Below are 24,159 nucleotides of genomic sequence, written 5' to 3'. Positions count from 1 at the left end.
TGCAATACGCATTTTCGGGGGGCGTAAAAATGCTTACATGGACGAAGCAGACGTTCGCCAAGGAAATTCGAACGACGGCAGCGGGTCGGCAACGCCTGTCGATGCACCTCGATAGCGGACATCTAGCAGTCCCATGGTGGATACCTATGGCCAGCTCGCGCCTTGGTGCTCGGATGACTGCTATGTGGTTATGACCGGACGCTCGCGAGGAGACCATGGGTGACAGCAACCGCTGCACAGCGAAGATTGGTTGACGAGGCACAAAGACATCAATGAGCCAGTTACTGCTGGGGCTCAGCTCAAACACAACCGGCCAATGCATCGCAGATTTGTGTTCACTCGATAGCCAGTCCTCACGATCACACCGATTGGGGGGCGGATGAAATCTTGGACTAGTGATCGGTCTCAGAGTGCTGATGCGCTTTCATTCTTTGGAAGCAGGTCCTTGAAGAGCCAACTGGCACGCAACCTGCTTAAACCAAGCATCTTGTATACATTTGGGTATTCATCATGCTGATTGGTTCATTTGAAGATTGGAAGCGGGCTTACCAAGAAGGCGCTGACCCTGCTGCATTGCTTGAGCAGCAGCGCTGTAGTCTGACCAGCGATGACTCGGCCTGGATCAGCATTGCCAGTGACGCGCAATTGAAAGCGCAGTTGCTGCAACTGGAGGCACTTCAGCAGACCCAAGGCCGTGAGCGTCTGCCTTTGTACGGCATCCCCTTTGCGGTCAAGGACAACATCGATGTGGAGGGCTTTGTCACCACGGCGGCCTGCCCTGCTTTCGCCTACCAGGCACAGCGCGATGCTGTGGCCGTTCAGCGTCTCAGGCAAGCCGGAGCCATTGTTCTGGGCAAGACCAATCTGGACCAGTTTGCCACCGGTCTCGTCGGAACGCGCTCACCATTTGGTGCCGTGCCCAATGCGTTTGACAGCAGACTTATTTCCGGCGGCTCCAGCTCAGGCTCGGCATCTGTGGTGGCGCGTGGTCTGGTTCCATTTGCCCTGTCCACGGACACGGCTGGATCGGGCCGCATTCCTGCGGCCTTCAATCAGATCGTCGGAATCAAGCCCACTCCCGGTGCAGTGCCCGGCACTGGTTTGGTGCCTGCCTGCCGCACGCTGGACTGCATAGGCGTTCTGGCGCTGAATGTGGCCGATAGCGCTCTGGTTCTGTCACTCATGGAAGGGCCTGACGCACAGGACAGCTATGCCAGATCACGCCCCTTCATCGCCAAACATACCCCGCTGTCTCAACTGCGCGTGGGGGTGCCTGATGCACGCAAGCTTTCCAGTGATTATGAGGATGCATTTGCTGCGTTTCTTGTGCGTCTGAAGCCGCAAACCGAACGGGTACAAGCCTTGCCCTTTGATGCATTGTTTGAAGTCGCCAACCTGCTGTACTACGGCCCCTGGGTCGCTGAACGGGTGGTCGGAGCACGCGGCATCTACGAACAACAGCCAGAAGCCTTGCTGCCAGTGATTCGCCAGGTTCTGGACGTACACCAGCGCTTCAACGCTGCCGATACCTTCAATGCCCAGTACCAACTGCAGGACCTCAGACAGGAAGCCGAGAATATCTGGCAAGAATGTGATGTGCTGTGTGTTCCTAGCGCACCACGCCACCCCTCCATGGCCGAGGTGCAAGCTGACCCGATCGGCGTCAACTCGGAGATGGGAACCTATACCAATTTCGTCAATCTTCTCGGTTGGTCGGCGATCGCAATCCCTGCATCGCAACTGCCAGACGGCCTGCCCTTTGGCATCACCTTGATAGCGCCGGGCTGGCGCGAGCCTGATCTGGTGCGCTGGGCACAGCAGTTGGAAGCACAAGCCAATCTGTGTGCCGGCGTGACAGGCCTTCCCGCCCAAAACGCTGGCTCACTGCCAGCATGGCGGGTACCGACACAAGGCGAGACCATCGAAGTCGCCGTGGTGGGTGCACATCTGCGTGGCATGCCTCTCAACCATGAATTGCTGGCTTGTGGTGCGCGCTTTCGCGAGGAGACGAGCACCGCCTCAGACTACCGCCTGTATGCCCTGCAAGGCACGGTACCTCCCAAACCTGGAATGGCACGGTCAGACGAAGGGGCTGCCATCACAGTCGAAGTGTGGGACATGCCAATTGCCAACTTTGGCCGCTTTGTAGCCGGCGTTCCAACGCCTCTGGGCATTGGTTCGGTGCAGCTGCAGGATGGACGCAGCGTGAAAGGCTTTATCTGCGAAGGCCATGCATTGACGCAGGCCCGGGACATCACCGCGTTCGGCGGCTGGCGCGCGTACTGCCAGTCTCTGTGAAGCACGCTGCGGCGCACAGCCCCTGTGCGGCGCAGCAGCCAAAGAAAAAACAAGGAGCCCACATCATGTCTTCCACCAGCCTGGCCAGCCTTGCTTACGAAAAACTACGCCAAGCCCTGGACAATTTTCAATATGTTCCTGGTGACCGCTTCAGCGAAAACGAAGTTGGCGCGGATCTCGGCATGAGCCGAACCCCTGTGCGCGAGGCGCTCGTGCGCCTGCAGCGCGAAGGATATATCTCCGTCATACCCAAGCTTGGCTGGATCGTGAACAGCATTGACTTCACGATGTTCGAGCAGTTGTACGATGTGCGTTCGATACTGGAATGCGCAGCGTTGGATCTACTTGTTCAGACCCCCGACCTGGAAATACGCCTGCATGAGCTGACCGCGCTATGGTGCATCCCCGCGCCACAACGGCTGTCTGAAATAGCCACTGTCTCGCGCAACGATGAGCAGTTTCACATGGCCTTGGTGGCGGCCAGCGGCAATCAGGAAATGGCCCGCATCCACCGAGATATCACGGACCGAATTCGTATCGTGCGGCGCCTGGAATTCACGCGCAACTACCGCATTGACGTGACCTACGAGGAGCATGGCGACATCCTCAAATCATTGTTGAGCCGAGACGGCTTGCAGGCCAAGTCGTTGCTGCAGCAACATATCCGTGTGAGCCGTGACGAGGTAAAAAACATCACTTTGCATACTCTGCAGAATGCAAGGCAGAAGCAGCCTTGCCTTTAGGTTTCACGAGCACTGTCGTTGATCTTTGGATCACCGGTGCTGCAGCAAGGCCTGCAGCAGCACTCCATCCTCTTGAGCCAGCGCATTCAGGATGCTGAAGTGATCCGCGCCTTCTATGGCGACTTCTGCATCACCCTCCATGTCACGGCGATAGGCCGCAAAGGCTTGACTCTGCGCCTGCAATTGGGGAAGTTCTGCCGTTCCATAGGCTGTCACAAACGGCTTGCGGGTTGCAGGCAGGCATAAGGGGCTCAGTTGCTCGATTTCAGCGCCAGATAGCCGGAGCGCCTGGTTCAGATAGGTATGAGCAATCGGTGCCAGGTCGTAGATGCCGCTGATGCCCAGACCTGCAACCACTCCCTCGCAATTCAGACCCATCGCGGTGAGATGCCCCCCCGCAGACCAACCGCATAGCAGGATGCGTCCGTTACCGCGCTGCTGCAAGGCATGGCTGCGGACAGCCGCGATGCCTGATCTCACCTGCTCCACGATCTGAGTCAGCGTGGCCTCGGGGGCCAGCGTGTATCCAATCAGAGCAGCATGCAGTCCATGCGCGAGCGCGCCCTGAGCCACAAACCGAAAAGTGTTCTTGTGGCGCATCTGCCAGTAGCCGCCATGAATGAACAGCAGCGTACTGGCACCGGACTCGCCCTCAAAGAAGTCGTAGCGCAAACGCTCGGCCGTTCCAAACGGCACATCCAGTTGTCCAGCAGATCGCTGCACCAGCTCCGCACTGCGGGCTTCGAAATCAGCGAGCTGCCGAGCACTGTTGGCGACGGCACGGGTATTGTCGTAGGCCGCATCACGCACGACCTGCGGCAGGTTCAACAAACAGTCCAGCATCAGGCGGCCTTGGCATGATGCGCAACATGACTGCTGAGCATTTCTGTCAACTCCTTGCGCACCAGGTTGAATTCTGGCGCCGTGATATGGCGCGGGCGCTCCAGTGGAATGCGATAGTCACGCTCGACACGGCCTGGACCGGCCGTCATGACCACCACGCGGTCAGCTAGCAAAACAGCCTCCTCCACTGCATGGGTGACGAAAATCACGGTCAGCTTGGTCTTTTCCCAGATATCCAGCAGCTCCTGCTGCAGCACTTCGCGAGTCAGCGCATCCAGTGCACCGAAAGGCTCGTCCATGAGCAGTACTTCACACTCATTGGCCAGCGCTCGCGCGATCGATACGCGCTGCTTCATGCCGCCTGAGAGCTGGTTGGGGAAATGATCTGCAAACTTGGTCAGTCCCACCATGTGCAGATAGTGATCCGAGATTTCTTTGAGCTTGACCTCCGTCAGGCCTCGTTGCTTGGGACCAAATGCTATGTTCTGACGCACGGTGAGCCATGGAAACAAACCATAGTCCTGGAAAACCATGCCTCGATCCGGCCCGGGCTCGGCAATAGGCGTGTGATACATCTTGGCCACGCCCGTGGAGACTTTCTCAAAGCCTCCCATGATGCGCAGCAGCGTGGATTTCCCACAGCCCGAAGCACCAATCAAGCAGATGAATTCGCCCTTCTGGATCTTCAGGTTCACGTCCTTCAGCGCGTGTATGGGACGGCCATTCAAACTGAAGACCTTGCTGACATTGGCAATGTCCAGAATGGGTGCGGGAGTACGGTGAACAAGGATTTCAGACATTGTGTTGCGGGCTCCACTTGAGCAGACGATTGTTGAGTGCGACCAGCAGACGGTCGGTGACAAAGCCAGTGAAGCCGATGACGACCATGCCGGCAATCACCACATCAGTGCGCGAGAGCATGCGACCGTCCATGATGGCGGCACCCAGTCCTTCGGGAACGCCCGTCATCTCACCGACCACGATCAAAAACCATGCAATGCCGTGACCCAGGCGCAGGCCATTGAAGATGGATGGCATGGCCGCTGGCAGCACTACCTGACGAAACATGGAAGCGCCCTGACAGCCCAGCATGGCGGCGGCCTCAAACAGACGAGGCTCCACCGACTTCACACCAAAGGTGGTGTTGATGACAATGGGAAAAAATGCCCCGAGGAACACCAGGAAGATGGCCGCGTTGGGGCCGACACCGAAGAAGATCATTGACAGCGGAAGCCATGCCGTCACAGGCACAGGGCGCAGCATTTGCAGCGTGGGATCTACAAAGCGGCGTACGGCGGCGTTTTTACCGATCACCAGGCCCAGGGGTATACCCAGCAGAGCAGCCAGTCCAAAAGCTCCGTAAACACGAGACATGGACTTCAACCAGTGGATGCCCAGAGTTTCGCTGAAGGCATCGTCATAGATGCCACCAAACGCGAAGTCCCACAGCATCAACCCGACTTCCTTGGGTGAAGGAACCAGCATGGTTCCGGTCGCACGCACGGCCAAGTCCCAAGCGATCAGCAACAACAGTGGAAGCACAGCAGGCACCAGCCAGCTTGTCATCCAAACCTTGACGGCATTGGGTTGCGGCGGCATAACCAGATCCGCAGACGTTGAAGCAGCGTGATTGACGGGCACTGCGGGCGCCACAGCCGCATGTGCTTGAGGGTCAAGAGTGGAGAATGACATGGCAGGGATTCCAAAAGCAGGCAATAACAGCTCAACGGCGTCAAGGCCTGACCGCGTCGTGCACAGCCAGGCCTCGCCGCGTTACTTCGGGTTGAAACCCGTCACGATGAAGCTGCCGTAATCAGGCAACTTGCGAATCTGCTTGCGCTCCAGCATCAGCGAGCCGTAGTACTTGCTGCGGTTGATCCAGTCCTGATCGATCTTCCATGTCAGCTCTACATTGTCTGCAGCCAGATTGGCCACATCGGCGGGCAGACCCAGCTTGGCCCCTGCCATCTGTACCAGTTCAGGACGATGGGCCATGGCGTATTCGGAGGCCTTGCGGTGAATCTCCAGGAATACCTTGGTCAGTTCCGGATCGCTTTTGACAGTGTCGGCATGGGTGGTCATGACCATGTTGACCTTGCCCGTGGGCGTGCTGTAAGGAAACTCGAGAACCTTGCCCACACCGCGAATAGCGCTGATGGAAGGGCCAGGTTCTGCGCCCACATAGCCATCGATATCTCCACGCTCCAGCGCACCCGCCATCTCACTGAAGGACACGCGCACGGACTTCACATCCTTGAGAGTCATGCCTTCAGCCTTCAGACGATCCAGAAACACCGCTTCCTGCGTGGAGCCGGGCAGAATGCCCACTCGCTTGCCTTTGAGCGCCTTGAAGTTGCCAATGCCGCTGTTCTTGCCCACCACAATCGCCATACCGCCATTGCAGGTCGGCGCGACTATGACCACCGGCTCGCCCGCCGCAGCACCCAGGGTGGCAGCGGCCAGACCGTAGGTACCGAAATCCACAGATTTGGTAACTACGGCATTCTTGCCATCGGTAGGTGTTTCAAACGGGATGACTTCGATCTTGTAGCCCGCCGGTGTGAACTTATCGTAGAAATAAGGCGTGATGCCATGAATCAGTTTGAGCGTCCCCACCTTGATGACCTTGTCAGCGGCCTGTGCTGGAGCCGTCACCGACAGGGCCATGGCAGTAGTAGTCAAAGAGGCGAGCAAAAGACGGCGAGACAGCATGGCAATTCCTTTGTAGAGGAGTCAAAGAGAGAGAACGCGTGTCACTTGAATACATGCCTGTACACAAGCGCATAGAACACTTCAAGCAAGCGCCGTGCCAATCACGTTTTCTCTTTGAAAATTGCCAAATTACGTCGGCTACACACTGTTTCCGTGCGTTTCCACACGCTGACATGCTCCATCTATGCACGCCGTGCACCGAAATGGACTCGGTATGCCGCTCTGCGCTCTGTGTTGGCCCAGCGTCCAGTGCGCATTCATCTCGAGTCGACAGCATATGTTGGCCGCAGTTGACCGAACTGCTCATCGTGACCGGCTGAGTCCGGCCAGCAGCTGCTCTCTAAATCAGACCTTTTCAGGACTCGATATCTTTGCAGTCCAGCTATCAGGTTGATTGTGCAATTACACCTGACCTACCAAAGCAAACTTGGTCAATCTGCTATGAATCGGCACAGATCTACCAGGCTGCATCAGCAGGGGGCAACGTACGGCCGCAAGCGTTGTTGAAACCGATTTCAAAGCCCCAAGAGCAGAATGGGACAGCGATGAACAACAGTGCAGACTGCTCGTTTCTGTGAGACTAGTCAGCAGAACATACCGGAGAAGACGTCTTGCGTGACGAGATTCAATACAGTCACACCACAGCCATACCTGGCCTTGTCTTGAGCACAGCTAGGTTTGCCGATTTTCGTTTCGAGCCTCACTACCACCTCGATTTTCACGTTGCACTGGTTGCAAATGGTGCGCAGCGTCAATCATTCAAAGGCGAGTCTCTATTACTCACCCCAGGCGCCATCCGCGTCAACACACTGTCGCCCGGCCCCATCCATACCCCGGGCCTGGTGGAACTGGCCGGACCGGATGCCGCGCAGCAGCAGGGCCTGCTCGACTACCTCACCACCCAGGTGCCGCTCGGCCGCATGGGCCAGCCGGAAGACATCGCCAAGGCCGCCGTCTTCCTGGCCTCGGACGACTCGGCCTTTGTCAACGGCATCGAGCTGTTCGCCGATGGCGGCCAGGCCCAGGTCTGATTGCTGCCCTCGAAAGGAGCCGACGATGAAACTGCCCACCGCCCCCGAACTGCTGCGCGCCGACTTCGACAGCATCCGCATGCGTTTGGTCTCCACGTAAAACTGAGCCGCCGGAGATACGGACAAAAGCTTGGTCCAGCCACGTAAAACCAGTCCAAGTTTTATCCAAATAGCTTTTTGCCTGTTATCGACATTTTTTGCCGTAGCAGGCAACTCTTTTCAGTGGGAGCGTTCACCCAGCAATTGCCTTTGCGGCTCATGTTCAAGCGCTCTTACAAAAAATCAATGCTTTGGGATATGGCTTTATTCTTGTCCATGCAGGCGCCAGGTCAAAGCGTCAGGCTCGACCTCGCAGGGGTTTCAGACCACAGGCAAACATCTGGCTTTGATTACCGGACGACTGCAAATGCCGCCCCCCGCAGATGGAAGTCTTCTTGCAGAGTGACTCAACTTTGAAGCAGGTAGCCAGACTCCCGACCTTGTCTGCCGTTGTGATGCACAACCCCCAGCTTGCTCAGCTGGGCCACCACCTGCATGACGGTTCCCACACTGACTGGGGTTCCCCGAAGGTATAGCTGACGATAGATCTCGTCTCTGCTGAGCGCATGTGGAGCAGAGCTCAGCAGGACCTGCAGCACCCCAATTCTGGCGACGGTTGGACGAAGCCCTGCAGCCCTCAACCGTTGCATCACGCTGACATTCCTCAACCCTCTGGCCCTTCCGGGGTTCGTCTCCAGCCGCCTCCCAGGGCCCGGTATAGAGCGATGCTCGCCTGCAGACGCTCCTGACGGATCTGAACGGCCAGATCCCGGCTCTGATAGGCCACACGCTGCACATCCAGCAAGGTCTGCAGATTGTCCGCTCCGGCCTTGTATCGACTTTCGGCCAACGAGAGTGCCCTCTGTGCCTGGGCCAGTTCCTCGGCCTGGGCCAGCGCCTGCTTCTCAACACCATCGACCGCATTCAAGGCGGTTTGAACGTCGCCAAAGGCCTGCAGTATGGCTTGGCGATAGGCAATCACCAGCTCCTGCTTCTGTGCTGCAGCCAGGTCCCGGCTCGAGGCCAGTCGCCCGGCATCAAAAATCGGAGCCAGGATTCCTGCGGCCAGCGAGGACAGGGGGTTCTCCAGCACCCTGCCCAATGTTCCGCTCTCGGAGTTCAGGCCTGCGCTCAGCGTCACGCGAGGCAGCATAGCGGCCCTGGCGGCGCCAAGATTGGCATCCGCAGCAAGCAGCAATGCCTCGGCCTTCGCCATGTCCGGTCTGCGTGTGATCAGATCCACAGGCGCGCCCAAGCCAATGCCCGGCACCTTCAGATTCGAAAGACTCGTCTCGCTCACCAGGTCCATGGACCATTGCCCCGACAGCAGGGCCAGCACCGCATGCGCGTCAGCCGTCTGTTTGCGCAGCGAAGCCAGGGCACGCTGCTGAGCGGCGACCTGGCCGCGCTGCTGGGCCAGCTCCACGGAGCTTGCCGCCCCGTAGCGGGCCCTGGACTCCACCAGCTTCAGCAGCCGCTCGGAAATCTCGAGATTGAGCCGGGCAATCTCAGCGCGCTCACGCAAGCCCACACACTGCAGCCAGGCCTGGGCTACCGAGGCCGTGACCGTCAGACGCACTGTCTCGCGGTCGAAGACGCTGGCCTGTCTGCCCGACTCGGCCGCATCCCTCAAGGCGCGCTGACGCCCCCAGAAATCCAGCTCGTAACTGCTCGACAGGCCGACCCGCCAGGTGCTGGCGTTTCTTTCCGTATGACTGTCCAGCGCAGCCGATCTCGTGGCCCCGAAATCTGCATTCACTTCCGGCAAGAGAGCCGCGCCGGCATAGGCGGCTCTGGCCTCCGCCTGCTGCACCCGCGCCACGGCGGCCGCCACATCCAGGCTGTGGCTTGCGGCCTGCTCGACCAAGGCGCTGAGCTCCGTGCTGCCAAAGCTCTGCCACCAGCTGGTGCTGATTTCCTCGCTGCCAGCGCCCCTCTCCAGAGCCCAGGACTGCGGAATATCCAGAGCCATTGTTCTGGCCTCTTGAGGCGATTGCGTTGTCGCGCATCCAGCCAAGGCGAGCGACGCCAGGACTGCATTCCATCTGTACATGCCTACTCTCCCGCCAATGCTCGCACGGGCTCCAAGCGCGCTGCCGTTCTGGCCGGCATGAAGCCAAACACCAGACCCGTAAGCACCGCACAGGCAAATGCCCCCAGCATGGCTTTCACAGAAAACACAACGGCTACCCCCGAAACAATCAGCGCCAGTCCGATGCCCAGCCCCGCAAGCAGGCCTACCGCGCCGCCCACAATGGTCACCATGCTGGCTTCCGTCAGAAACTGGCGCAGGATGTCACGCTGCCTGGCCCCTACCGCCATGCGGATGCCGATCTCCCTGGTGCGTTCGCGCACCGTCATCAGCATCACATTCATGACCCCTATGCCTCCGACCACCAGGGACACTGCGGCAATCAGCCCCAGCATCACGGCCATGCTCTGGCGTGTTGCGGCTTCGGCCTGAATACGGGCCGCCGCATTGCCGATACCGAAGTCCTCCCGCCCGCCGTGCCGCGCCAGCAAAAGACTGCGGATGGACTGCTCGGCTTCATGGACCTGCTCCGAGGAGCTGGCCTCCACGACCACGTAATCGGGCTGGGTCTGCGCCTGATAGACCCTGGCGCGTCCCGACTGATAGGGAATGAAGACCATGTCGTCATAGTCCTGGGCGCCAGAGTCAGCCCCGCGCTCGCTCATGACGCCTATGACTTCGAACGCCGAGTTGCCGATGATCAGCTGCAGACCCAGGGGGTTGGCGACCTCGGGAAAGAAATGCCGGTGTGCCTTGTGCCCTATCACCACCAGCGGAGCCAGATCGCGGTCTTCCACATCGGTGAAGTAGCGACCCTGGGCAACCCTCCAGTGGTGGACCAGCGGCATCTCCTGGCTGGCCGCAAACACATAGACCTGCTTGTCTGCCTTGCCATAGCGCACCGTGACGGGGTCTCCGATGACGGGCATCACCCGGCGCACCGAGGACAGCTCCCGCATGGCCGCCAGATCGTCTTCGGTGATCTGGCCTGCAGGTCCGCCGCTGGCCGGCGGCTTGCTGCCCATATAGAGAATGGCCGTTCCCATGGTGCCCATCTGCTCGACCACCTTGCGCCGGGCACCTTCACCGATGGCCAGCATGACGATCACCGAGGCCACACCGATCACGATGCCCAGCAAGGTCAGGCTGGTACGCACCCGATTCATGCGCATTCCGCGCCAGGCACTGCGTGTAGCTTCGGAGATTTCAGCGATCCAGGAAATTGCCGACGTTGCGCTGTTGCGCTGCGGCGTCAGCGGCGGCACCTCACCAGGGGCCTGCTCACCATGCGCAGCACTGTCATTGACGACGCGACCATCGCTGATCTCAATCACACGTCTCGCCTGTGCGGCGACTTCGCGATCATGCGTGATCACGATGATGGTGTGTCCCGCATCGGCCAGCTCGCGCAGCAAGGCCATCACCTCGGCGCCGCTATGCGAGTCAAGCGCCCCGGTAGGCTCATCGGCCAGGATGATGTGGCCACCGTTCATCAGTGCCCGGGCAATGGACACGCGCTGCTGCTGACCGCCCGAGAGCTGATTGGGCCGATTGCCCAGGCGCGCCCCCAAGCCCAGGCGCTCGAGCAGCAACTGAGCCCTGTGCATCCGCTGCTCCTTGGGCAGACCTGCGTAGATCGCAGGCATCTGCACATTCTCCGAAGCGCTCTCGCTGGGAATCAGGTGGTAGCCCTGAAACACGAAACCGAAGGCTTCACGACGCAACCAGGCCAGGGCATCCGAGTCCAGCAAGGACACGTCCTGACCTTGAAACCGATAGCAACCTTCGCTAGGCTTATCAAGACAGCCCAGGATATTCATCAAGGTGGACTTGCCCGAGCCCGAGCTGCCCACCACGGCCACATACTCGCCTGCGCGAATATCCAGATCGATGCCATGCAATACGGTCACCGACGGCTGGTCGCCCACACCGCCATAGTGCTTGCGAATGCCACGCAGCGAAATCAGCGCAGCCTGCTCTATCGCATTCACCATTGCAACCACCGCAGGCCCCCGGGAATCAGGGTTTCGCCGACGATGACGCGCTCGCCCTCGGTCACGCCATCGAGCACCTGCACCTGATGGCGGCTTCTGACGCCCAGCCTCACGCTGCGCAGCTCAGGCTGGCGTTGGGCCGTCAGCACCCGGACGCTTTGCGACTGCGGCTCCTTCTCCGACTGAAGCGCTGTCAATGGAACCGTCAAGGCCTGCGGCGCACTGCCGGTCACAAAGACCACCTGTGCCGTCATCTGCGGCAACAGTTCAGCATCCTTGTTGTCCACGTCAAACAATGCCGTATAGGTCACGGCCTTGGTGGCTGCAGCAGGCGTCGCCGCACTGCCCGCTGCGGGCGCGACGCTGGCCGGCGGCGCAGGCAGCACCTGCCGCACCCGGCCATTCCAGCGCCGTGCCTGTTCCTGGCCGGCACTGCCCAGCGTCGTGAAATACACGGGCATATCGGCTCTCACGCGCCGCACGTCGGCCTCCGAAACATCGGTCCAGACCGTCATCGCCGTCAGATCGGCAATGCGCAAGATATTGGGCGTCTGATAGGTTGCATTCAGGGTCTGGCCTTCACGTGCATCGACAGACACCACCGTGCCCGACATGGGGGCATAGATGCGGGTGTAGCCCAGACGCGCCTCATCGGCCTTGAGGCTGGCCTGGGTTTGCTGCATCTGCGCTTTGAGATGATCGATGCGCGCCGCCGCACCTGCCACCTGGGCTTCGGCAATCTGCACGTCTTCCTGCCTGGTCGCTTCTTCGGATGCCAGCTGTTGCTGTCGCTTCAACTGCTGGCTGGCAAGCTTCAGCTGCGCCTGCTGCTCGGCGATCTGGGCACGCAGGCTCGCGAGCGACGCTCTTCCCGCATCCACGGTGGCGCGCTGCACGCTGGGGTCTATCTCCACCAGCAAAGCGCCCTTTTCGACCTGGGCTCCTGGACTGACCAGCAAACGGGTGATCTGACCCGAGACCTGCGCCCCAACATCGACATAGGTTCTGGGCTGCAAGGTGCCGATGGCGGTGACCGTGGACTCCACATCCTCACGCTGCACCACAACACTTTGGTACTCCACCCTGGGCCGACTTCCCCACCACAGGGCAGTGCCTGCAGCACAGACCAGCAGCAGCCCGAGGCCGCCCCAGCGTTTGACTTGTCCCACCTTCATCAAGCTTGCACTCTCCAGAAAACAATTTGCAATCGCTGCCGAAACCCGTGACCAAGCAACGAGTCGCGGCGATTGAAGATAAGAAGCCGTTCGGGCTTCAAGGATTTGGTCACCAAAAGCAGCTGGCCGCGACCGCCAGCACCGCCACGGTGGCAGCCAGTACCAGGTAGCGAGCCGACCCCAGCAATCCCACGACCGTGGCGAGTGCTCCCAGACTCCAGAACCCCAGCACGAGCACGCTGCCAACCGTTGCGCTCCAGCCGCGCATGGCAGGCAGACAGACGGCCAGCAAAAGCATTGCTCCCAGCACACGCAGCGCCGTGCGATGCGCTGCCGGCACCTCGTCCAGCGGTCTCAGTTGTGCGTAATGGCGATCCATGGCAAAAGCCAGAGCCGTCATGCCTCCTATCGAAAGAGCAAGCGCCTGCAATGATGACTGCCACAGGCTCATGGCAGACTCTCTTTCCGCACTGCACCGGGATCCACGGCAACGGCCAGGTTCTGGGATGTCTCAGCGGGCTTCTGTTTTCGCACAGCTTTGAAGCTTTCGGCCCTGCGCATCCAGGCCCAGGCTGCAGCCGCAGCCACCCCGACAGCCAGAGAAAAAATCTCCACCCCTGCGCTTTCCCAGTCACCTTCCTGAAGATAGGCAGCCAGGTGATCGCCGGTCGTCACGAAGCTCAGCACCGGCAACAGAAGACAAAGCACCGCCAGCGCCGCCATCTGATCACGCCAGGCCATGGACGGCGACCTCAGCAGTGCGTGCATGAGCGCCAGCATCCAAAGCGCAAAGAACACCGCCAGCTCCCATCTGGAGCGCAGCGGCATCTCGACGGGCAGCAAACGGTTGGCCCACAAGAAACCCACGCAGGCGATACCCAGCCCCGCAATCGCTGCCACATTCGCGGCTTCGATCATCCGGTAGACCATGGAGGTGCTGGCACCAAACTCTCCCTGGTGTTTGGCGCGCCGCTTGACCATGAAGAGGATCGCCCCCGTGGCCATCATGGCGCTGCCAGCCAGGCCACAGACAAAGTAAAGCCACTTCAGCGGCAGCCCGCCATATGTCGCCATATGCAGCCCGCCGATCACCGATTGCGTGAGCGCGGCCGCTCCGCCATCCACGCCACCCGGCAGGCGCAGCTGCTGCAGCTCTGCGGTGGCAGCCGAGAACATGGCCATGCCGCTGGTGGGACTGAGACGCTTGCTCAGATCATCGGCATCATTCCAGCCATAGACACCGATACGCGCAGCAGCATCTCCGGGGTAGTCGATCACCACAGCCCGCACAGGCTGTCCGATCAAGGCCTGCCCGCGCAGCACGAAAGACTCCAGATCCGGCACCGGCATGGCTTGCCCCGAGCGCTGTGGCTTGCCTGGTTCATTCAGCGCCACCTGAAAAGACTTGAGGGCTTCGGCACTGCTGCCGAAGTAGGCCGCAATACCGGCAGGCATGAAGGTCGAGCACGATATGGCGATACCTGTGTAGGCGATCATGAACTGGAAAGGCAAAGTCAGCACCGCCACGGCGTTGTGCATGTCCAGCCAGCTTCTCTGTCCTTTGCGGGCGCGGAAGGTGAAGAAGTCCTTGAAGATTCGTCGATGGGTAATCACTCCGCTGACCAGCGCCACCAGCATGGCAAGCGCGGCGATGCCCACAATCCAGAGTCCGAGCTGTCCTGCATGCAGCTGGTAGTGGAAGTCCACAAAATGATGACCTCCCAATGTCTGGCGCACCTTGGGAGCTTCAGAGGCGTCCATGGCGCTGCCGGACTTCGGATCCAGCTGGGCCGCCGCATACTGCCCCTCGCGATCGAACCAGTAGACGCGCAAATCCCCGCCCCCTTTGGAGTCTGCAGGCCAGAGCTCCCACATGTCTGCACCAGGGTGTTGCCGCTCCATGTATGCCATGCCCCATTGCAGACGCTGACTCAGGGAAGCCTGTGCTTGCGGCACAGTGCCTGCCTGCCTGGCCTCGGCTCGCTCATGGGCATGATGCTCAGGGGTCATCCAATGGGTGATGGGCTCTTCGAAGACGGCCAGCGTACCCGTCAGAAAAACGGCATACAGCAGCCAGGAGAACCATAGGCCACACCAGGTATGCAACCATGCCTGGGCCTGACGGAAGCTGCCTTTGCCTGCACCCGATTGCTTCTTTGCCGGCTGCATCAGCGTGCCTTCAGGAAGATCAGGGCTGCAGTGGCTGCAAGCATGGCGAGAATCAGAACGAGCAGCACGCCCCAGATCCGACGCGGCGATACCGGGCTGAAGGCCCCGATCACCACCGCCACATACCAAAGCCAGCTGGACTGCATGCCGCCCACCATGGTTTCGACACGGGATTGGCTCATGGCGCCGCACAAGACCACCCAGGCGCTGGAGACGGCATAGCCTCCCAGCACCGCAGCCGTCAAACGCGCCCCCAGAGCCCAGCCGGCGTGCAAATCATCGGATTGCGACATTGCCACGCCTCGTCAGAAACGGCCCTTGAGCGACACGGTAACCGTACGCTTTTCGCCGTAGAAGTTGCCGTAGCCCGCATAACCAACTGTGCTGTAGTAGGTCTTGTCGAACAGGTTGCCGACATTCATGGCTACGCTCCAGTCCTTGTTGAACGCATAGGCAGCACGTGCAGACCAGACGGCGTAGCCCGGGGAAGTGAAGTTGTAAGGCGTCCAGGCTCCGTCATAACGGCCCGTAGCCGGGTTGTAAGCGCTGATGCCCGAAGCCCGGTAATTCGAGCTCTGCGCCACCACACCGCCGCCCACGCTCCAGCCGCGCAAGTCGCCGCTCAAGCGATAGTCCGCCCAGGCCTTGAACAGATGGCGCGGCGTGACCGTGCTGAACTGGGCGCTGTCCTTGCGTCTGTCTTCGTTGCTGTTGTAGGTATAGCCCACAGCCAGCTGCAGATTGGGAGTGATTCGCCCCGTCATCTCAAGATCGATGCCCTGGCTCAGCTTGAAGCCGTCGCGGAAGTAGCAGCAACCGCCGCGCCAATCGGTCTGGGGGTAAGCGGGGTCGTAAACGGCTTCGCCTTTCTTGTCGGTACGAAACAATGCCGCACTGGCGATCAGATTGGGGGTCAGCTCGCTTTTGACACCCAGCTCGTAGGTACGGCCACGCACCGGATCCAGCGGCGTTCCAGGCAGCGGTGCTGAGAACTTTCCGGCCTGAGACTGATAGATCTCGGCGGTGCTGAAATACAGATTGGTGGACTTGGTCAGCTCATGCATCAGCCCCATATAGGGCACAAAGACATTCGACTCCCGGCTGCTGGCCGTGAGCGCGCCATTCATGTCGTGCTGGGTATTGCGATCCTGCAGCACATAGCGTCCGCCCAAAACCACGGACCAGCGCTCAACGGGACGCAGGCGAATAGAGCCATAGAGGCCGCTCTTTTGCGTTTTTGCCTGCGAGCCGCTGGTCCAGTCACCGAGCGGATAGCCCGGGTCTTGCGGTGGAATCCGGTTGAAGACGTCGGCCGGCCCCACTCTCGGCCACAGGCTCCGATAGGTATTGCTGTTTCGGTGCTGATCGAAACCAAGGATCACATCGTGCCGTTGACCGAAGGCATCGAAGCCACCCTGCAAATTGATGTCGAAGCTGGTTTCACGCTCGCGTGACCTGGCTTGATGAATCCACCAGTCAGCCCCCTGCAGCGTGATGGGATCTGGCGAACTCTCAATCTCCGCGCCGTTCACGCCTTCATTGAAGCGGGTGTGCCTTAGCTGGGTCTTGAGAAGCCAGTCGTTGCCGAGCTGCTGCTCCAGCTTGGCAAAGACCGTGGTGTTTTCGCGATTGATCCAGTTCCAGGGCGCGCCAAAGTTGGTATTGCGCGCAAAGCCGATATCACTGCCGTCCGCATAGCGCGGCAGGCTGGCATTGAAGCCCGTATTTCTATCTTTCTGATAGCTGGCACCCAGTGTGGCGACTGCGCTGGACGTCAGGTCCATCTCCAGCGCCCCATACAGCATCTGCCGCTTGAGCGTGGAGGGCGTGGCCATTTCCTTGCGGTCATGGTTCACGGCCACGAAACGGCCGCGCAGAGTTCCGCTTTCGTTCAACGCGCCCGTGGTGTCCAGCTCGGCGCGGTAGTTGCTCATGGTTCCGCCGGAAAGCAGAACCTGCGTCTGACGCTTGGCCTGGGGCCTTTTGTAGGTGAAGTTCAGAACTCCGCCCGCCTCGCCCGCGCCGAACAGACCGTCGGCCCCGCGCAGCACACTGACGCTGTCAAACTGCGCCATGTCCAGACTGCGGCTGCCTGAACGAGAGGAGCTGGCAGCACCGCCATCAAAGCGGAAGTTGGTGATGTTCATGCCGCGGGACAGATAGGTGGTGTCCAGCCAGGTCTCTTCGCGCGTGATCCCGGTGGTGTAGTTCATCACATCATCGAGCGTGCGCATGGCCTGATCGTCCATGCGCTGTCGGGTCACCACCGTCACCGACTGCGGAACCTCGCGCAGAGACTGCGCCGCTTTGCCGACTTCCACTGCGCTTGGCACATAGGAGTCACTCGACTCCCCATAGACATTGGGAACGGCCTTCTCCTGCACGGTCACTTCCGCAAGTGTCGATCCAGCATCCTCCTGTGCATGACCGATACCGGGCAGCAGGCAGAGCACACTGACTGCCACAGCCGTGGCGTGAAGACGAAATGGCAAAGCCCCGGCTACGGGGCAAAACGAGCGTTCCAGCATGAGCGTAAAAAAAACAAACCTGGGTGTTCTCTTCAGGCAGGGAATGCCGAAGAACCTATGACGCTGTGGCTGGAACGGAGAGACCGTATACGGGCTGGCAGCAATGAACAGAACGAGAATCACTCTCAATCCCATTTGCGCGCAGATTGTAAAGCTCAGGTAAAAAAATTGCTACTGTTTTGTAAAACGACAGCACCTGTCTCTGCAGACCGTATCGTGGCGCATCTGCCAGCCTGTTGCCTGGCTCATGTCCGGGCTGATGCTATCCACACCGGGCATCAAGCCGGCTGCGGTGCAGTAACAAGGCGGTCAGGCGCTGCGTGGCGACTCGCCGAGCGGCTTCCGATTGAAAAGTGGACTTTGCGAAGCGCCCCGTGCTTCTGGCGCATGGAAGATACACGGCATGAGCGTCACTCAATGGCTGTAGCAGGCCCTCTTCCAAAGAGGGCAGTGCGCATCGAGCACAAAGAAAAAGCCCCGGCTGCATGAACAACCGGGGCTTTTATATCTTGGCAGGGGAAGAAGGATTCGAACCTTCGCATGCTGGAATCAAAATCCAGTGCCTTAACCAGCTTGGCGACTCCCCTAAAGAGAACGTGATTATAGCGCGGTTTTCCCCAGCTTTCAGAGAACTCCGCGGATCAAGGATTGAAGGCGGAAGCACTCAATCCCTGCCAGGCGCGTCGCGGCAGCTATCGCGGCACGACCGTGACCCGCTGCAGGCGCCGCCATCAGTCCAGCGTGACCTTGGCCTCGCGAATGACCTTGCCCCATTTGGCGGTTTCCGCAGCGATGAAGCGATCGCATTCCTCGGGCGTCGATCCTTCGGCAAACGTGCCCATGGTCTGCTGCATGCGCTGCGTGATTTCAGGGCTGCGAATGATGCGAGCGACTTCGGCGGACATGCGCTGCACAATTTCCTTGGGCACTCCTGCCGGGGCAATCATGGCGGCCCAGGTACTGCCCATCAGCTCGGGAATGCCTTGCTCGGCAAACGTCGGTACATCGGGCAGCACCGCCAGCCGCTTTTCGCTGGCCACGCCGATGAGGCGGATGCGACCGGCCTTGGCAGGCTGGATCAGATTGGGCGGAGGATCGAGGAACAACGGGATCTGACCACCCATGAGGTCGGTCAATGCCGGTGCGGCTCCCTTGTAGGGCACATGGATCATGTCCGTCTTGGTCAGCAGCTTCATCAACTCGGTCGTCAGATGCGCGCTGGAGCCGCTTCCCGAAGAGCCAAAGCTGACCTTGCCCGGATGCGCCTTGGCATAGGCAATCAGCTCCTGCGTGGTCTTGAACGGTGCATTGTTTGACACTGCTGCAACCAGCGGCGAGATGCCCATCAGAGATACGCCGACCAGATCCTTGCCGGGGTTGTAGGGCAGCTTGGGATACAGCGTGGTATTGGCCGCATAAGCGGCAATCACCACTCCGAACGTGTAGCCATCGGGCGCAGACTTTGCCACCTGATCCACACCGATGAGACTGTTTGCGCCCGGCTTGTTATCGATGACGATGGGCTGGCCCAGCGCTTTCTGCAAACCCACCTGCAACAGGCGTGCCATCTGGTCGGTGAAGCCGCCCGCGGTGTAGGGAACCACGATGCGTATGGGCTTGGAGGGCCAGGGGCTCTGGGCCCAGACCGAGGGAGCCAGCATGGCGGCGCCGGCTGCGGCGCTCGATTGCAGAAAGCTGCGGCGAGATGTCGAAGGCATGAATGTCTCTTGGTTCTTTTCGGAAGAAGGTGCCGCGCGTCAGCGCGGCAGTGAAAGGCAGGGATGTCTCAGTACCCGCGGGCAACATCCACCAGATTGAGCAAGGGCTCGCCCGCGCGCAGGCGGCGCAGGTTCTCCAGGCACTGGCGCGCCACGGTGTCGGCCGAGGCCTGGGCCGCGATATGCGGCGTGACAAAGGCCTTGGCGTGCCCCCAAACCTTGTTGCCGGGCTGGGGCGGCTCCTCGCGCAGCACGTCCAGCGCGGCGCCGGCCAGATGGCCTTCGTCGAGCAGAGCCAGCAGTTCATCCTCGACCACCTGCTCGCCGCGCCCCACGTTGATGAAGTAGGCGCCGCGCGGCAGCAGGGACAGCGTGCGGCGGTTCAGCAGATCGCGTGTCTCGGGCGTGAGCGGCAAGGCGCAGACCAGAATGTCGCTGCCGGACAGCAGTTGCTGCAGACCCTGGGCACCGCTGTGCGTGGTCAGGCCGGCAATGTTCTTGGCGCTGCGGCTCCAGCCCGCGACGGGATAGCCCACGGCCTGCATGGCAGCAGCCACGAAGCGGCCGACCTCGCCCAGACCCAGAATACCCACGCGGCAGTCGGCGCTGGCGCGCACGGGGCGGCGCAGCCAGTCTCCCGCCTGCTGCTGGCGCGCGAACAGATCCAGCTCGCGCGTATGGCGCAGCGCGGTGCCGACCACATACTGGGCAATCTCCACATGCTGCTGCGGGTCGACGGTACGCGCCACGGGCAGGCCAGCCGGCAGATCGGGTACGGCCAGCAGCTTGTCCACGCCCGCACTGGGCGCGCACAGCAGCTTGAGCTTCGGATAGGCCGGTAGCACGCCGGGCTTGAGGCTCCAGGCCAGCATGGTTTCGACCTCTGCGGCAGGCGCTTCGTCGCGATGGGCCCAGACGCGCAGATCTGGCGCCATGGCACGCAGTGCATCGACGATGGGCGCGCCCATGCTGGGGTGGATGTTGACCAGGATTCCCATTGATTTCTCCATAAATCTGAGCACTGTTCGCTGCCTACGAAACGGCCGCAGCCCAAGCTCGGGACACCGAGCAAGGGCCTATGCCGGCCGCGCCCCCCGCCCCGCAGCGAGGGTGTCGTCCCTCACCGCGAAGCGAGAGAGGGCGCCGTGCATACGGGGGGAAGGCGCGCAGCGACTCAGGGGGGTTAGTGCTTGTAACTTGGGTCTATGCGGTCCAGGCGGCGCAGCAGGCCCGGCCAGGCCAGGCCCGCGCCCTTGCCCTTGGTGACCTGGCGCGACTGGTTGACCGCGTCGGCAATGATGGTCTGCGGAATCCGCGTCAGCTCGCCGCCACCCGACTGTGCCAGGATCTGGATGCGGCAGGCCGACTCCAGCGTGTACATGGCCAGCACGGCCTCGGCCACGCTGCGTCCACAGGTCAGCAGGCCGTGATTGCGCAGAATGAGGAAGTTGCTGGCACCCAGATCGTCCACCAGGCGCGGCTTCTCGTCATCGCGCAGGGCCACGCCCTCGTAGTCATGGTAGGCCAGGCGCACCAGCGGGAATATGGACTGCTGCGAGATGGGCAGCAGCCCCTCCTTCTGCGCCGAGACGGCCACGCCGTAGCGCGTGTGCGTGTGCAGCACGCACTGCACCTCGGGGCGGCCGTCGTGGATGGCGCTGTGGATGACGAAGCCGGCCGGGTTGACGTCGTATTCGCTCTCCATCAGCGGTTGGCCTTCATGATCGACCTTGACCAGGCTGGATGCCGTGATCTCGTCGAACAGCATGCCGTAGGGGTTGATCAGGAACTGGTCGGGCTGGCCCGGCACGCGCGCCGAAATGTGGGTGAAGATCAGATCGTCCCAGCCGAAGTGGGCGACCAGCCGATAGGCGGCAGCCAGCTCGACGCGGGTTTGCCACTCTTCGGGCGTCACCTGGCGGCGGACTTCGGACATCGTGGTGTCATGACTCATGGGATAGGTCTCGTGATGGGCATCGTGGAATGAAAGACAGGCTCAGCGTCCCGCCGCGTACTGATCGCGCAGCTCGCGCTTGAGCACCTTGCCGATGGCACTGCGCGGCAGCTCGGCGATGAAGCGCAGGTCGGCCAGGCGCTGGGTCTTGCCGGCTTGCTGGTTGTACCAGCCCATGATCTCCTCGGGCCGGGCCGGCTGGCCCGTGCGCGACACCACATAGGCCACTGGCGTCTCGCCCCATTGATCGCAGGGAACGCCGACAACGGCCACATCGTCCACGGCCGGGTGGGCGCGCAGCTGAGCCACCAGGTCGCTGGGATAAATGTTGAAGCCGCCGCTGATGATCATGTCCTTGCGTCTATCGAACAGGGTCAGGAAGCCGTCGGCATCAAAGCGGCCCACATCGCCCGTGCGGATGAAGCGCTTGCCCGTGGCATCGAACCATTCGGCTTCACGCGTCTTGGCGGGCTGGCCGTGGTAGCCGGTCATCATGCTGGCCGAGTGGCCCACGACCTCGCCGTCCGCGCCGGGACCCAGCTCGCGGCCCTCCTCGTCGATGAGGCGGATGTCATGGCCTTCGGCGGGCTGACCCACGGTGTGCAGCTTGTCCGGGTACAGATGGGCTTCGAGGATGCAGGTACCCCCGCCTTCGGTCATGCCGTAGAACTCGGTGAGGCTGCCTGGCCAGCGCGCCACCACATCGGCCTTGAGCTCGGCACGAAACGGTGCACTGGTGCAGAACTTGGCCTGAAAGCTCGACAGGTCATGCTCGCCGAACTGCGGCAGTGCCATGATGCGCTGGTACTGCACAGGCACCAGCATGGTGTGGGTGACGCGGTGCTGCTGGGCCAGTTGCAGATAGCGCGCCGCGTCGAACTTGGGCATGAGCACCACGCAGCCGCCGCTGCCCAGCGTGGGGAAGAACACCACCAGCGTGGTGTTGGAGTACAGCGGCGTGGCCAGCAGCGTCGTACCCTCGGGGCCGTAGCCGTAGACGCCGCCCCGGTTGATATGGGTCCAGCGCATGCCGTGCGACTGCACGATGCCCTTGGGAGTGCCCGTGGTGCCAGAGGAGTAGATGATGTTGAACGCAGCCTCGGGCTCCACACTCACGGCAGCGGGCTGCGCTCCTTCGGGCGCCAGCCACTCCTCGAAGGCTGTGCCTGGCGCCACGCCATCCAGCGAGATGCATTGCAGTCCTGTGTCGGCAGGCACCAGGTCCTGAGCCGCCTTGTCGAGGAACAGGTGACGCGCCTGGGCGTCGCGCAGCATGGAAGCCAGGCTCTCGGCAGTGGAGGATGGCGCCAGCGGCGCGACCACCACGCCCGCACGCAAGGCTCCGAGGAATAGCGCGGCATAGCGCACGGAATTGAGCGCGCAGATGCCGATGGCCTTGCCCGGCTGCACGCCTTCGCGCTGCAGCGCGGCGGCCACGCGGTCCATGAGGGCGTCGAGCTGGGCATAGCTCAGGGTCTGCTGCTCGTCGCGCAGCGCGGCATGGTCGGGCTGCTGGCGCGCATGGCTGCGGATCAGCTCGGCCAGCGTGGTGAAGGGGGCATCGGGAGAAGGCAGGCAGACAGTCATGAAGGTTCCGATTCAGGAATTGCAAGCAGGCTGCACCTGCGAGCCCCCGGCCCTGCAGGCGCTTGGGCAGACAGCGGCTTATTTGGCAGCCAGACCCAGTCGGTCTATCAGTATCTTGTCCTTGGCAAAGGCCTCCCTGGCCCATTGCGCATAGTCGGCGCCCGAGCGGTACCAGGCATCCTGGTTGAGCTGCCTGAGCACCTCGACGTGGCGCGGATCATCCATGGCCTTCTTGAAGGCATCGTGCAGCTTGCGCACCACCGCCGGGTCCATGCCCTTGGGGCCGGCCAGACCGTAGGGCGAGGTGGAGACCACGCCATAGCCCAGCTCCTTGGCCGTGGGCACGTCGGGCCAGCGCTGGGTGCGCTTTTCGCCAAAGGTCATGAGCAGGCGCATCTGGCCGCCATTCACGTAAGTGTCCCAGCCCGAGGCATCGCTTTGCGCGGCCACATGACCACCCAGCAGGGCTTGCTGCAGGTCGGCGTTGCCCTTGAAAGGCACATGATTGAGAGTGACCTTGGCGTTCTCGGCCAGCTCCTCCATCAGCAGATGCGGCGAGGAACCTATGCCCGTGGAGCCGTATTCGATCTTGCCAGGAGTCTTGCGTGCGGCGGCGATGTACTCGTTGAAGCTCTTGTAGGGAGAGTCCGAGCGCACCGTGAAGCCGAAGGTATAGCCTGAGACACCGATGATGTAGGTGAAGTCCGTGACCGGGTTCCAGGCGGTCTTTTGCATATGCGCCATGCGCAGCATGGACATGGGGAACTGGGTGATGGTGTAGCCGTCGGGCTTGGCGGTGCGCGCCATGGCGCCGGGACCCAGCGTGCCGCCCGCGCCGGGCTTGTTCTCGACGATGATGGGCTGGCCCAGCTGCTTGCCCGCAATATCGGCCAGCGTGCGCATATGGCGGTCGGTGGGACCGCCGGCCGGGAACGGCACGATCAGCGTGACGGGCCGCGAAGGATAGTCGCCGGACTGTGCCCAGGCTGATGCGCTGGTGCCAGCGGCAGTCAAAAAGGCGGCCGTGGCGAGAACCAGGCTGCGGCGGTCAAGGGAAATCTGCATGTCTTGTCTCCTGAATCTCTGAACCAGGTGGGGCCGGGGCACATACCTTGTGTGCCGCTCTGGCCAGGGCCCGGACACCGTTGTCCGGGCCGCGCATTGCCATGGCAACGCTTAGATTGTCTTCACCAGCTCCGGCACCGCCTGGAACAGATCGGCTTCCAGCCCGTAATCGGCCACCGAGAAGATCGGTGCCTCGGGGTCCTTGTTGATCGCCACGATCACCTTGGAGTCCTTCATGCCCGCCAGATGCTGGATCGCTCCCGAGATGCCG

Annotated in this window: 20 protein-coding genes, 1 tRNA gene and 1 pseudogene; 3 read left to right on the top strand and 19 right to left on the bottom strand. The window is 61.3% G+C overall.

Annotated features, from left to right (window positions below):
- The first annotated feature begins 510 nt into the window (after positions 1 to 510).
- Complete coding sequence (gene atzF, locus FSY59_RS23620) at positions 511 to 2,298, top strand: allophanate hydrolase (protein WP_003052219.1); 1,788 nt, start codon at positions 511 to 513, stop codon at positions 2,296 to 2,298.
- 65 nt (positions 2,299 to 2,363) lie between these two features.
- Positions 2,364 to 3,041 (top strand): GntR family transcriptional regulator, encoded by a 678-nt coding sequence (locus tag FSY59_RS23615; protein ID WP_003052217.1) that lies wholly within the window; start codon positions 2,364 to 2,366, stop codon positions 3,039 to 3,041.
- A 30-nt stretch (positions 3,042 to 3,071) separates the two neighbouring features.
- Here the strand turns inward: FSY59_RS23615 and FSY59_RS23610 are convergent, their stop codons facing one another.
- The 4 genes from FSY59_RS23610 to FSY59_RS23595 all read right to left on the bottom strand — a co-directional run bounded on the left by FSY59_RS23610 (position 3,072) and on the right by FSY59_RS23595 (position 6,596).
- Positions 3,072 to 3,884: an alpha/beta hydrolase gene (locus FSY59_RS23610; protein ID WP_043374722.1), complete on the bottom strand. Its 813-nt coding sequence runs from the start codon at positions 3,882 to 3,884 to the stop codon at positions 3,072 to 3,074.
- Entirely contained in the window at positions 3,884 to 4,684 is an 801-nt protein-coding gene (locus FSY59_RS23605; protein WP_148729796.1) for an ABC transporter ATP-binding protein, read from the bottom strand. The genes FSY59_RS23610 and FSY59_RS23605 overlap by 1 nt, the downstream gene beginning before the upstream one ends.
- On the bottom strand, positions 4,677 to 5,576 hold the full coding sequence (locus tag FSY59_RS23600) for an ABC transporter permease (RefSeq protein WP_232536050.1): 900 nt from the start codon (positions 5,574 to 5,576) through the stop codon (positions 4,677 to 4,679). Before FSY59_RS23600 ends, FSY59_RS23605 begins: the two co-directional genes overlap by 8 nt.
- Before the next feature lie 81 nt (positions 5,577 to 5,657).
- Entirely contained in the window at positions 5,658 to 6,596 is a 939-nt protein-coding gene (locus tag FSY59_RS23595; RefSeq protein WP_003052208.1) for an ABC transporter substrate-binding protein, read from the bottom strand.
- Positions 6,597 to 7,207: 611 nt separating this feature from the next.
- Here FSY59_RS23595 and FSY59_RS23590 point away from each other — a divergent pair.
- A complete protein-coding gene (locus FSY59_RS23590; RefSeq protein ID WP_222864303.1) occupies positions 7,208 to 7,627 on the top strand; it encodes an SDR family oxidoreductase in 420 nt (139 codons plus the stop codon).
- Between the two features lie 446 nt (positions 7,628 to 8,073).
- On the opposite strand, the gene FSY59_RS27940 is transcribed toward FSY59_RS23590, so the two are convergent.
- The 15 genes and pseudogenes from FSY59_RS27940 to FSY59_RS23515 form a co-directional block, all read right to left on the bottom strand.
- The gene (locus FSY59_RS27940) at positions 8,074 to 8,316 is read right to left on the bottom strand and encodes a transcriptional repressor (RefSeq protein ID WP_080571290.1); all 243 of its coding nucleotides are present in this window, start codon (positions 8,314 to 8,316) and stop codon (positions 8,074 to 8,076) included.
- Positions 8,317 to 8,330: 14 nt separating this feature from the next.
- Positions 8,331 to 9,719, bottom strand: a complete 1,389-nt coding sequence (locus FSY59_RS23580; protein ID WP_148729795.1) for an efflux transporter outer membrane subunit — start codon at positions 9,717 to 9,719, stop codon at positions 8,331 to 8,333.
- Positions 9,720 to 9,721: 2 nt separating this feature from the next.
- Entirely contained in the window at positions 9,722 to 11,692 is a 1,971-nt protein-coding gene (locus FSY59_RS23575; protein ID WP_148729794.1) for an ABC transporter permease, read from the bottom strand.
- Complete coding sequence (locus FSY59_RS23570; protein WP_148729793.1) at positions 11,686 to 12,867, bottom strand: efflux RND transporter periplasmic adaptor subunit; 1,182 nt, start codon at positions 12,865 to 12,867, stop codon at positions 11,686 to 11,688. The genes FSY59_RS23575 and FSY59_RS23570 overlap by 7 nt, the downstream gene beginning before the upstream one ends.
- Positions 12,868 to 12,976: 109 nt before the next feature.
- Positions 12,977 to 13,318, bottom strand: a complete 342-nt coding sequence (locus tag FSY59_RS23565) for a DUF3325 domain-containing protein (protein ID WP_019043583.1) — start codon at positions 13,316 to 13,318, stop codon at positions 12,977 to 12,979.
- Positions 13,315 to 15,036 (bottom strand): PepSY domain-containing protein, encoded by a 1,722-nt coding sequence (locus tag FSY59_RS23560; protein WP_003052197.1) that lies wholly within the window; start codon positions 15,034 to 15,036, stop codon positions 13,315 to 13,317. Before FSY59_RS23560 ends, FSY59_RS23565 begins: the two co-directional genes overlap by 4 nt.
- Positions 15,036 to 15,329: a hypothetical protein gene (locus tag FSY59_RS23555; protein WP_043006710.1), complete on the bottom strand. Its 294-nt coding sequence runs from the start codon at positions 15,327 to 15,329 to the stop codon at positions 15,036 to 15,038. Before FSY59_RS23555 ends, FSY59_RS23560 begins: the two co-directional genes overlap by 1 nt.
- Positions 15,330 to 15,341: 12 nt before the next feature.
- Positions 15,342 to 17,528: a TonB-dependent siderophore receptor gene (locus tag FSY59_RS23550; protein ID WP_255439698.1), complete on the bottom strand. Its 2,187-nt coding sequence runs from the start codon at positions 17,526 to 17,528 to the stop codon at positions 15,342 to 15,344.
- Between the two features lie 546 nt (positions 17,529 to 18,074).
- Positions 18,075 to 18,151 (bottom strand) — tRNA-Gln (locus tag FSY59_RS23545).
- A gap of 144 nt (positions 18,152 to 18,295) precedes the next feature.
- A complete protein-coding gene (locus FSY59_RS23540; protein WP_003052191.1) occupies positions 18,296 to 19,282 on the bottom strand; it encodes a tripartite tricarboxylate transporter substrate binding protein in 987 nt (328 codons plus the stop codon).
- 68 nt (positions 19,283 to 19,350) lie between these two features.
- Entirely contained in the window at positions 19,351 to 20,280 is a 930-nt protein-coding gene (locus FSY59_RS23535) for a glyoxylate/hydroxypyruvate reductase A (RefSeq protein WP_003052189.1), read from the bottom strand.
- 185 nt (positions 20,281 to 20,465) lie between these two features.
- Positions 20,466 to 21,236 carry a class II aldolase/adducin family protein gene (locus FSY59_RS23530; RefSeq protein ID WP_003052188.1) on the bottom strand — a complete coding sequence of 257 codons (771 nt, stop codon included), beginning with the start codon at positions 21,234 to 21,236 and terminating at the stop codon, positions 20,466 to 20,468.
- A gap of 42 nt (positions 21,237 to 21,278) precedes the next feature.
- A complete protein-coding gene (locus FSY59_RS23525) occupies positions 21,279 to 22,823 on the bottom strand; it encodes a class I adenylate-forming enzyme family protein (protein ID WP_148729791.1) in 1,545 nt (514 codons plus the stop codon).
- 78 nt (positions 22,824 to 22,901) lie between these two features.
- Entirely contained in the window at positions 22,902 to 23,888 is a 987-nt protein-coding gene (locus tag FSY59_RS23520; RefSeq protein ID WP_003052184.1) for a tripartite tricarboxylate transporter substrate binding protein, read from the bottom strand.
- A gap of 111 nt (positions 23,889 to 23,999) precedes the next feature.
- Positions 24,000 to 24,159, bottom strand: a pseudogene (locus FSY59_RS23515) (electron transfer flavoprotein subunit alpha/FixB family protein); the annotation flags it as partial.

This window comes from Comamonas sp. Z3, assembly GCF_008121565.1.
Lineage (GTDB): Bacteria > Pseudomonadota > Gammaproteobacteria > Burkholderiales > Burkholderiaceae_C > Comamonas > Comamonas brasiliensis.
The sequence above is the reverse complement of the archived record's forward strand: the minus strand, read 5'-3'. Positions and strand labels throughout refer to the sequence as shown.

Excerpts from the sequence above, each read along its gene's own strand:
- FSY59_RS23610 (WP_043374722.1), bottom strand. The coding sequence starts at position 3,884 with ATGCTGGACTGTTTGTTGAACCTGCCGCAGGTCGTGCGTGATGCGGCC.
- FSY59_RS23520 (WP_003052184.1), bottom strand. The coding sequence starts at position 23,888 with ATGCAGATTTCCCTTGACCGCCGCAGCCTGGTTCTCGCCACGGCCGCC.
- FSY59_RS27940 (WP_080571290.1), bottom strand. The coding sequence starts at position 8,316 with ATGCAACGGTTGAGGGCTGCAGGGCTTCGTCCAACCGTCGCCAGAATT.
- FSY59_RS23575 (WP_148729794.1), bottom strand. The coding sequence starts at position 11,692 with ATGGTGAATGCGATAGAGCAGGCTGCGCTGATTTCGCTGCGTGGCATT.
- FSY59_RS23615 (WP_003052217.1), top strand. The coding sequence starts at position 2,364 with ATGTCTTCCACCAGCCTGGCCAGCCTTGCTTACGAAAAACTACGCCAA.
- FSY59_RS23565 (WP_019043583.1), bottom strand. The coding sequence starts at position 13,318 with ATGAGCCTGTGGCAGTCATCATTGCAGGCGCTTGCTCTTTCGATAGGA.
- FSY59_RS23525 (WP_148729791.1), bottom strand. The coding sequence starts at position 22,823 with ATGACTGTCTGCCTGCCTTCTCCCGATGCCCCCTTCACCACGCTGGCC.
- FSY59_RS23555 (WP_043006710.1), bottom strand. The coding sequence starts at position 15,329 with ATGTCGCAATCCGATGATTTGCACGCCGGCTGGGCTCTGGGGGCGCGT.
- FSY59_RS23535 (WP_003052189.1), bottom strand. The coding sequence starts at position 20,280 with ATGGGAATCCTGGTCAACATCCACCCCAGCATGGGCGCGCCCATCGTC.
- FSY59_RS23570 (WP_148729793.1), bottom strand. The coding sequence starts at position 12,867 with ATGAAGGTGGGACAAGTCAAACGCTGGGGCGGCCTCGGGCTGCTGCTG.
- FSY59_RS23605 (WP_148729796.1), bottom strand. The coding sequence starts at position 4,684 with ATGTCTGAAATCCTTGTTCACCGTACTCCCGCACCCATTCTGGACATT.
- FSY59_RS23595 (WP_003052208.1), bottom strand. The coding sequence starts at position 6,596 with ATGCTGTCTCGCCGTCTTTTGCTCGCCTCTTTGACTACTACTGCCATG.
- FSY59_RS23600 (WP_232536050.1), bottom strand. The coding sequence starts at position 5,576 with ATGTCATTCTCCACTCTTGACCCTCAAGCACATGCGGCTGTGGCGCCC.
- FSY59_RS23540 (WP_003052191.1), bottom strand. The coding sequence starts at position 19,282 with ATGCCTTCGACATCTCGCCGCAGCTTTCTGCAATCGAGCGCCGCAGCC.
- atzF (WP_003052219.1), top strand. The coding sequence starts at position 511 with ATGCTGATTGGTTCATTTGAAGATTGGAAGCGGGCTTACCAAGAAGGC.
- FSY59_RS23530 (WP_003052188.1), bottom strand. The coding sequence starts at position 21,236 with ATGAGTCATGACACCACGATGTCCGAAGTCCGCCGCCAGGTGACGCCC.
- FSY59_RS23580 (WP_148729795.1), bottom strand. The coding sequence starts at position 9,719 with ATGTACAGATGGAATGCAGTCCTGGCGTCGCTCGCCTTGGCTGGATGC.
- FSY59_RS23560 (WP_003052197.1), bottom strand. The coding sequence starts at position 15,036 with ATGCAGCCGGCAAAGAAGCAATCGGGTGCAGGCAAAGGCAGCTTCCGT.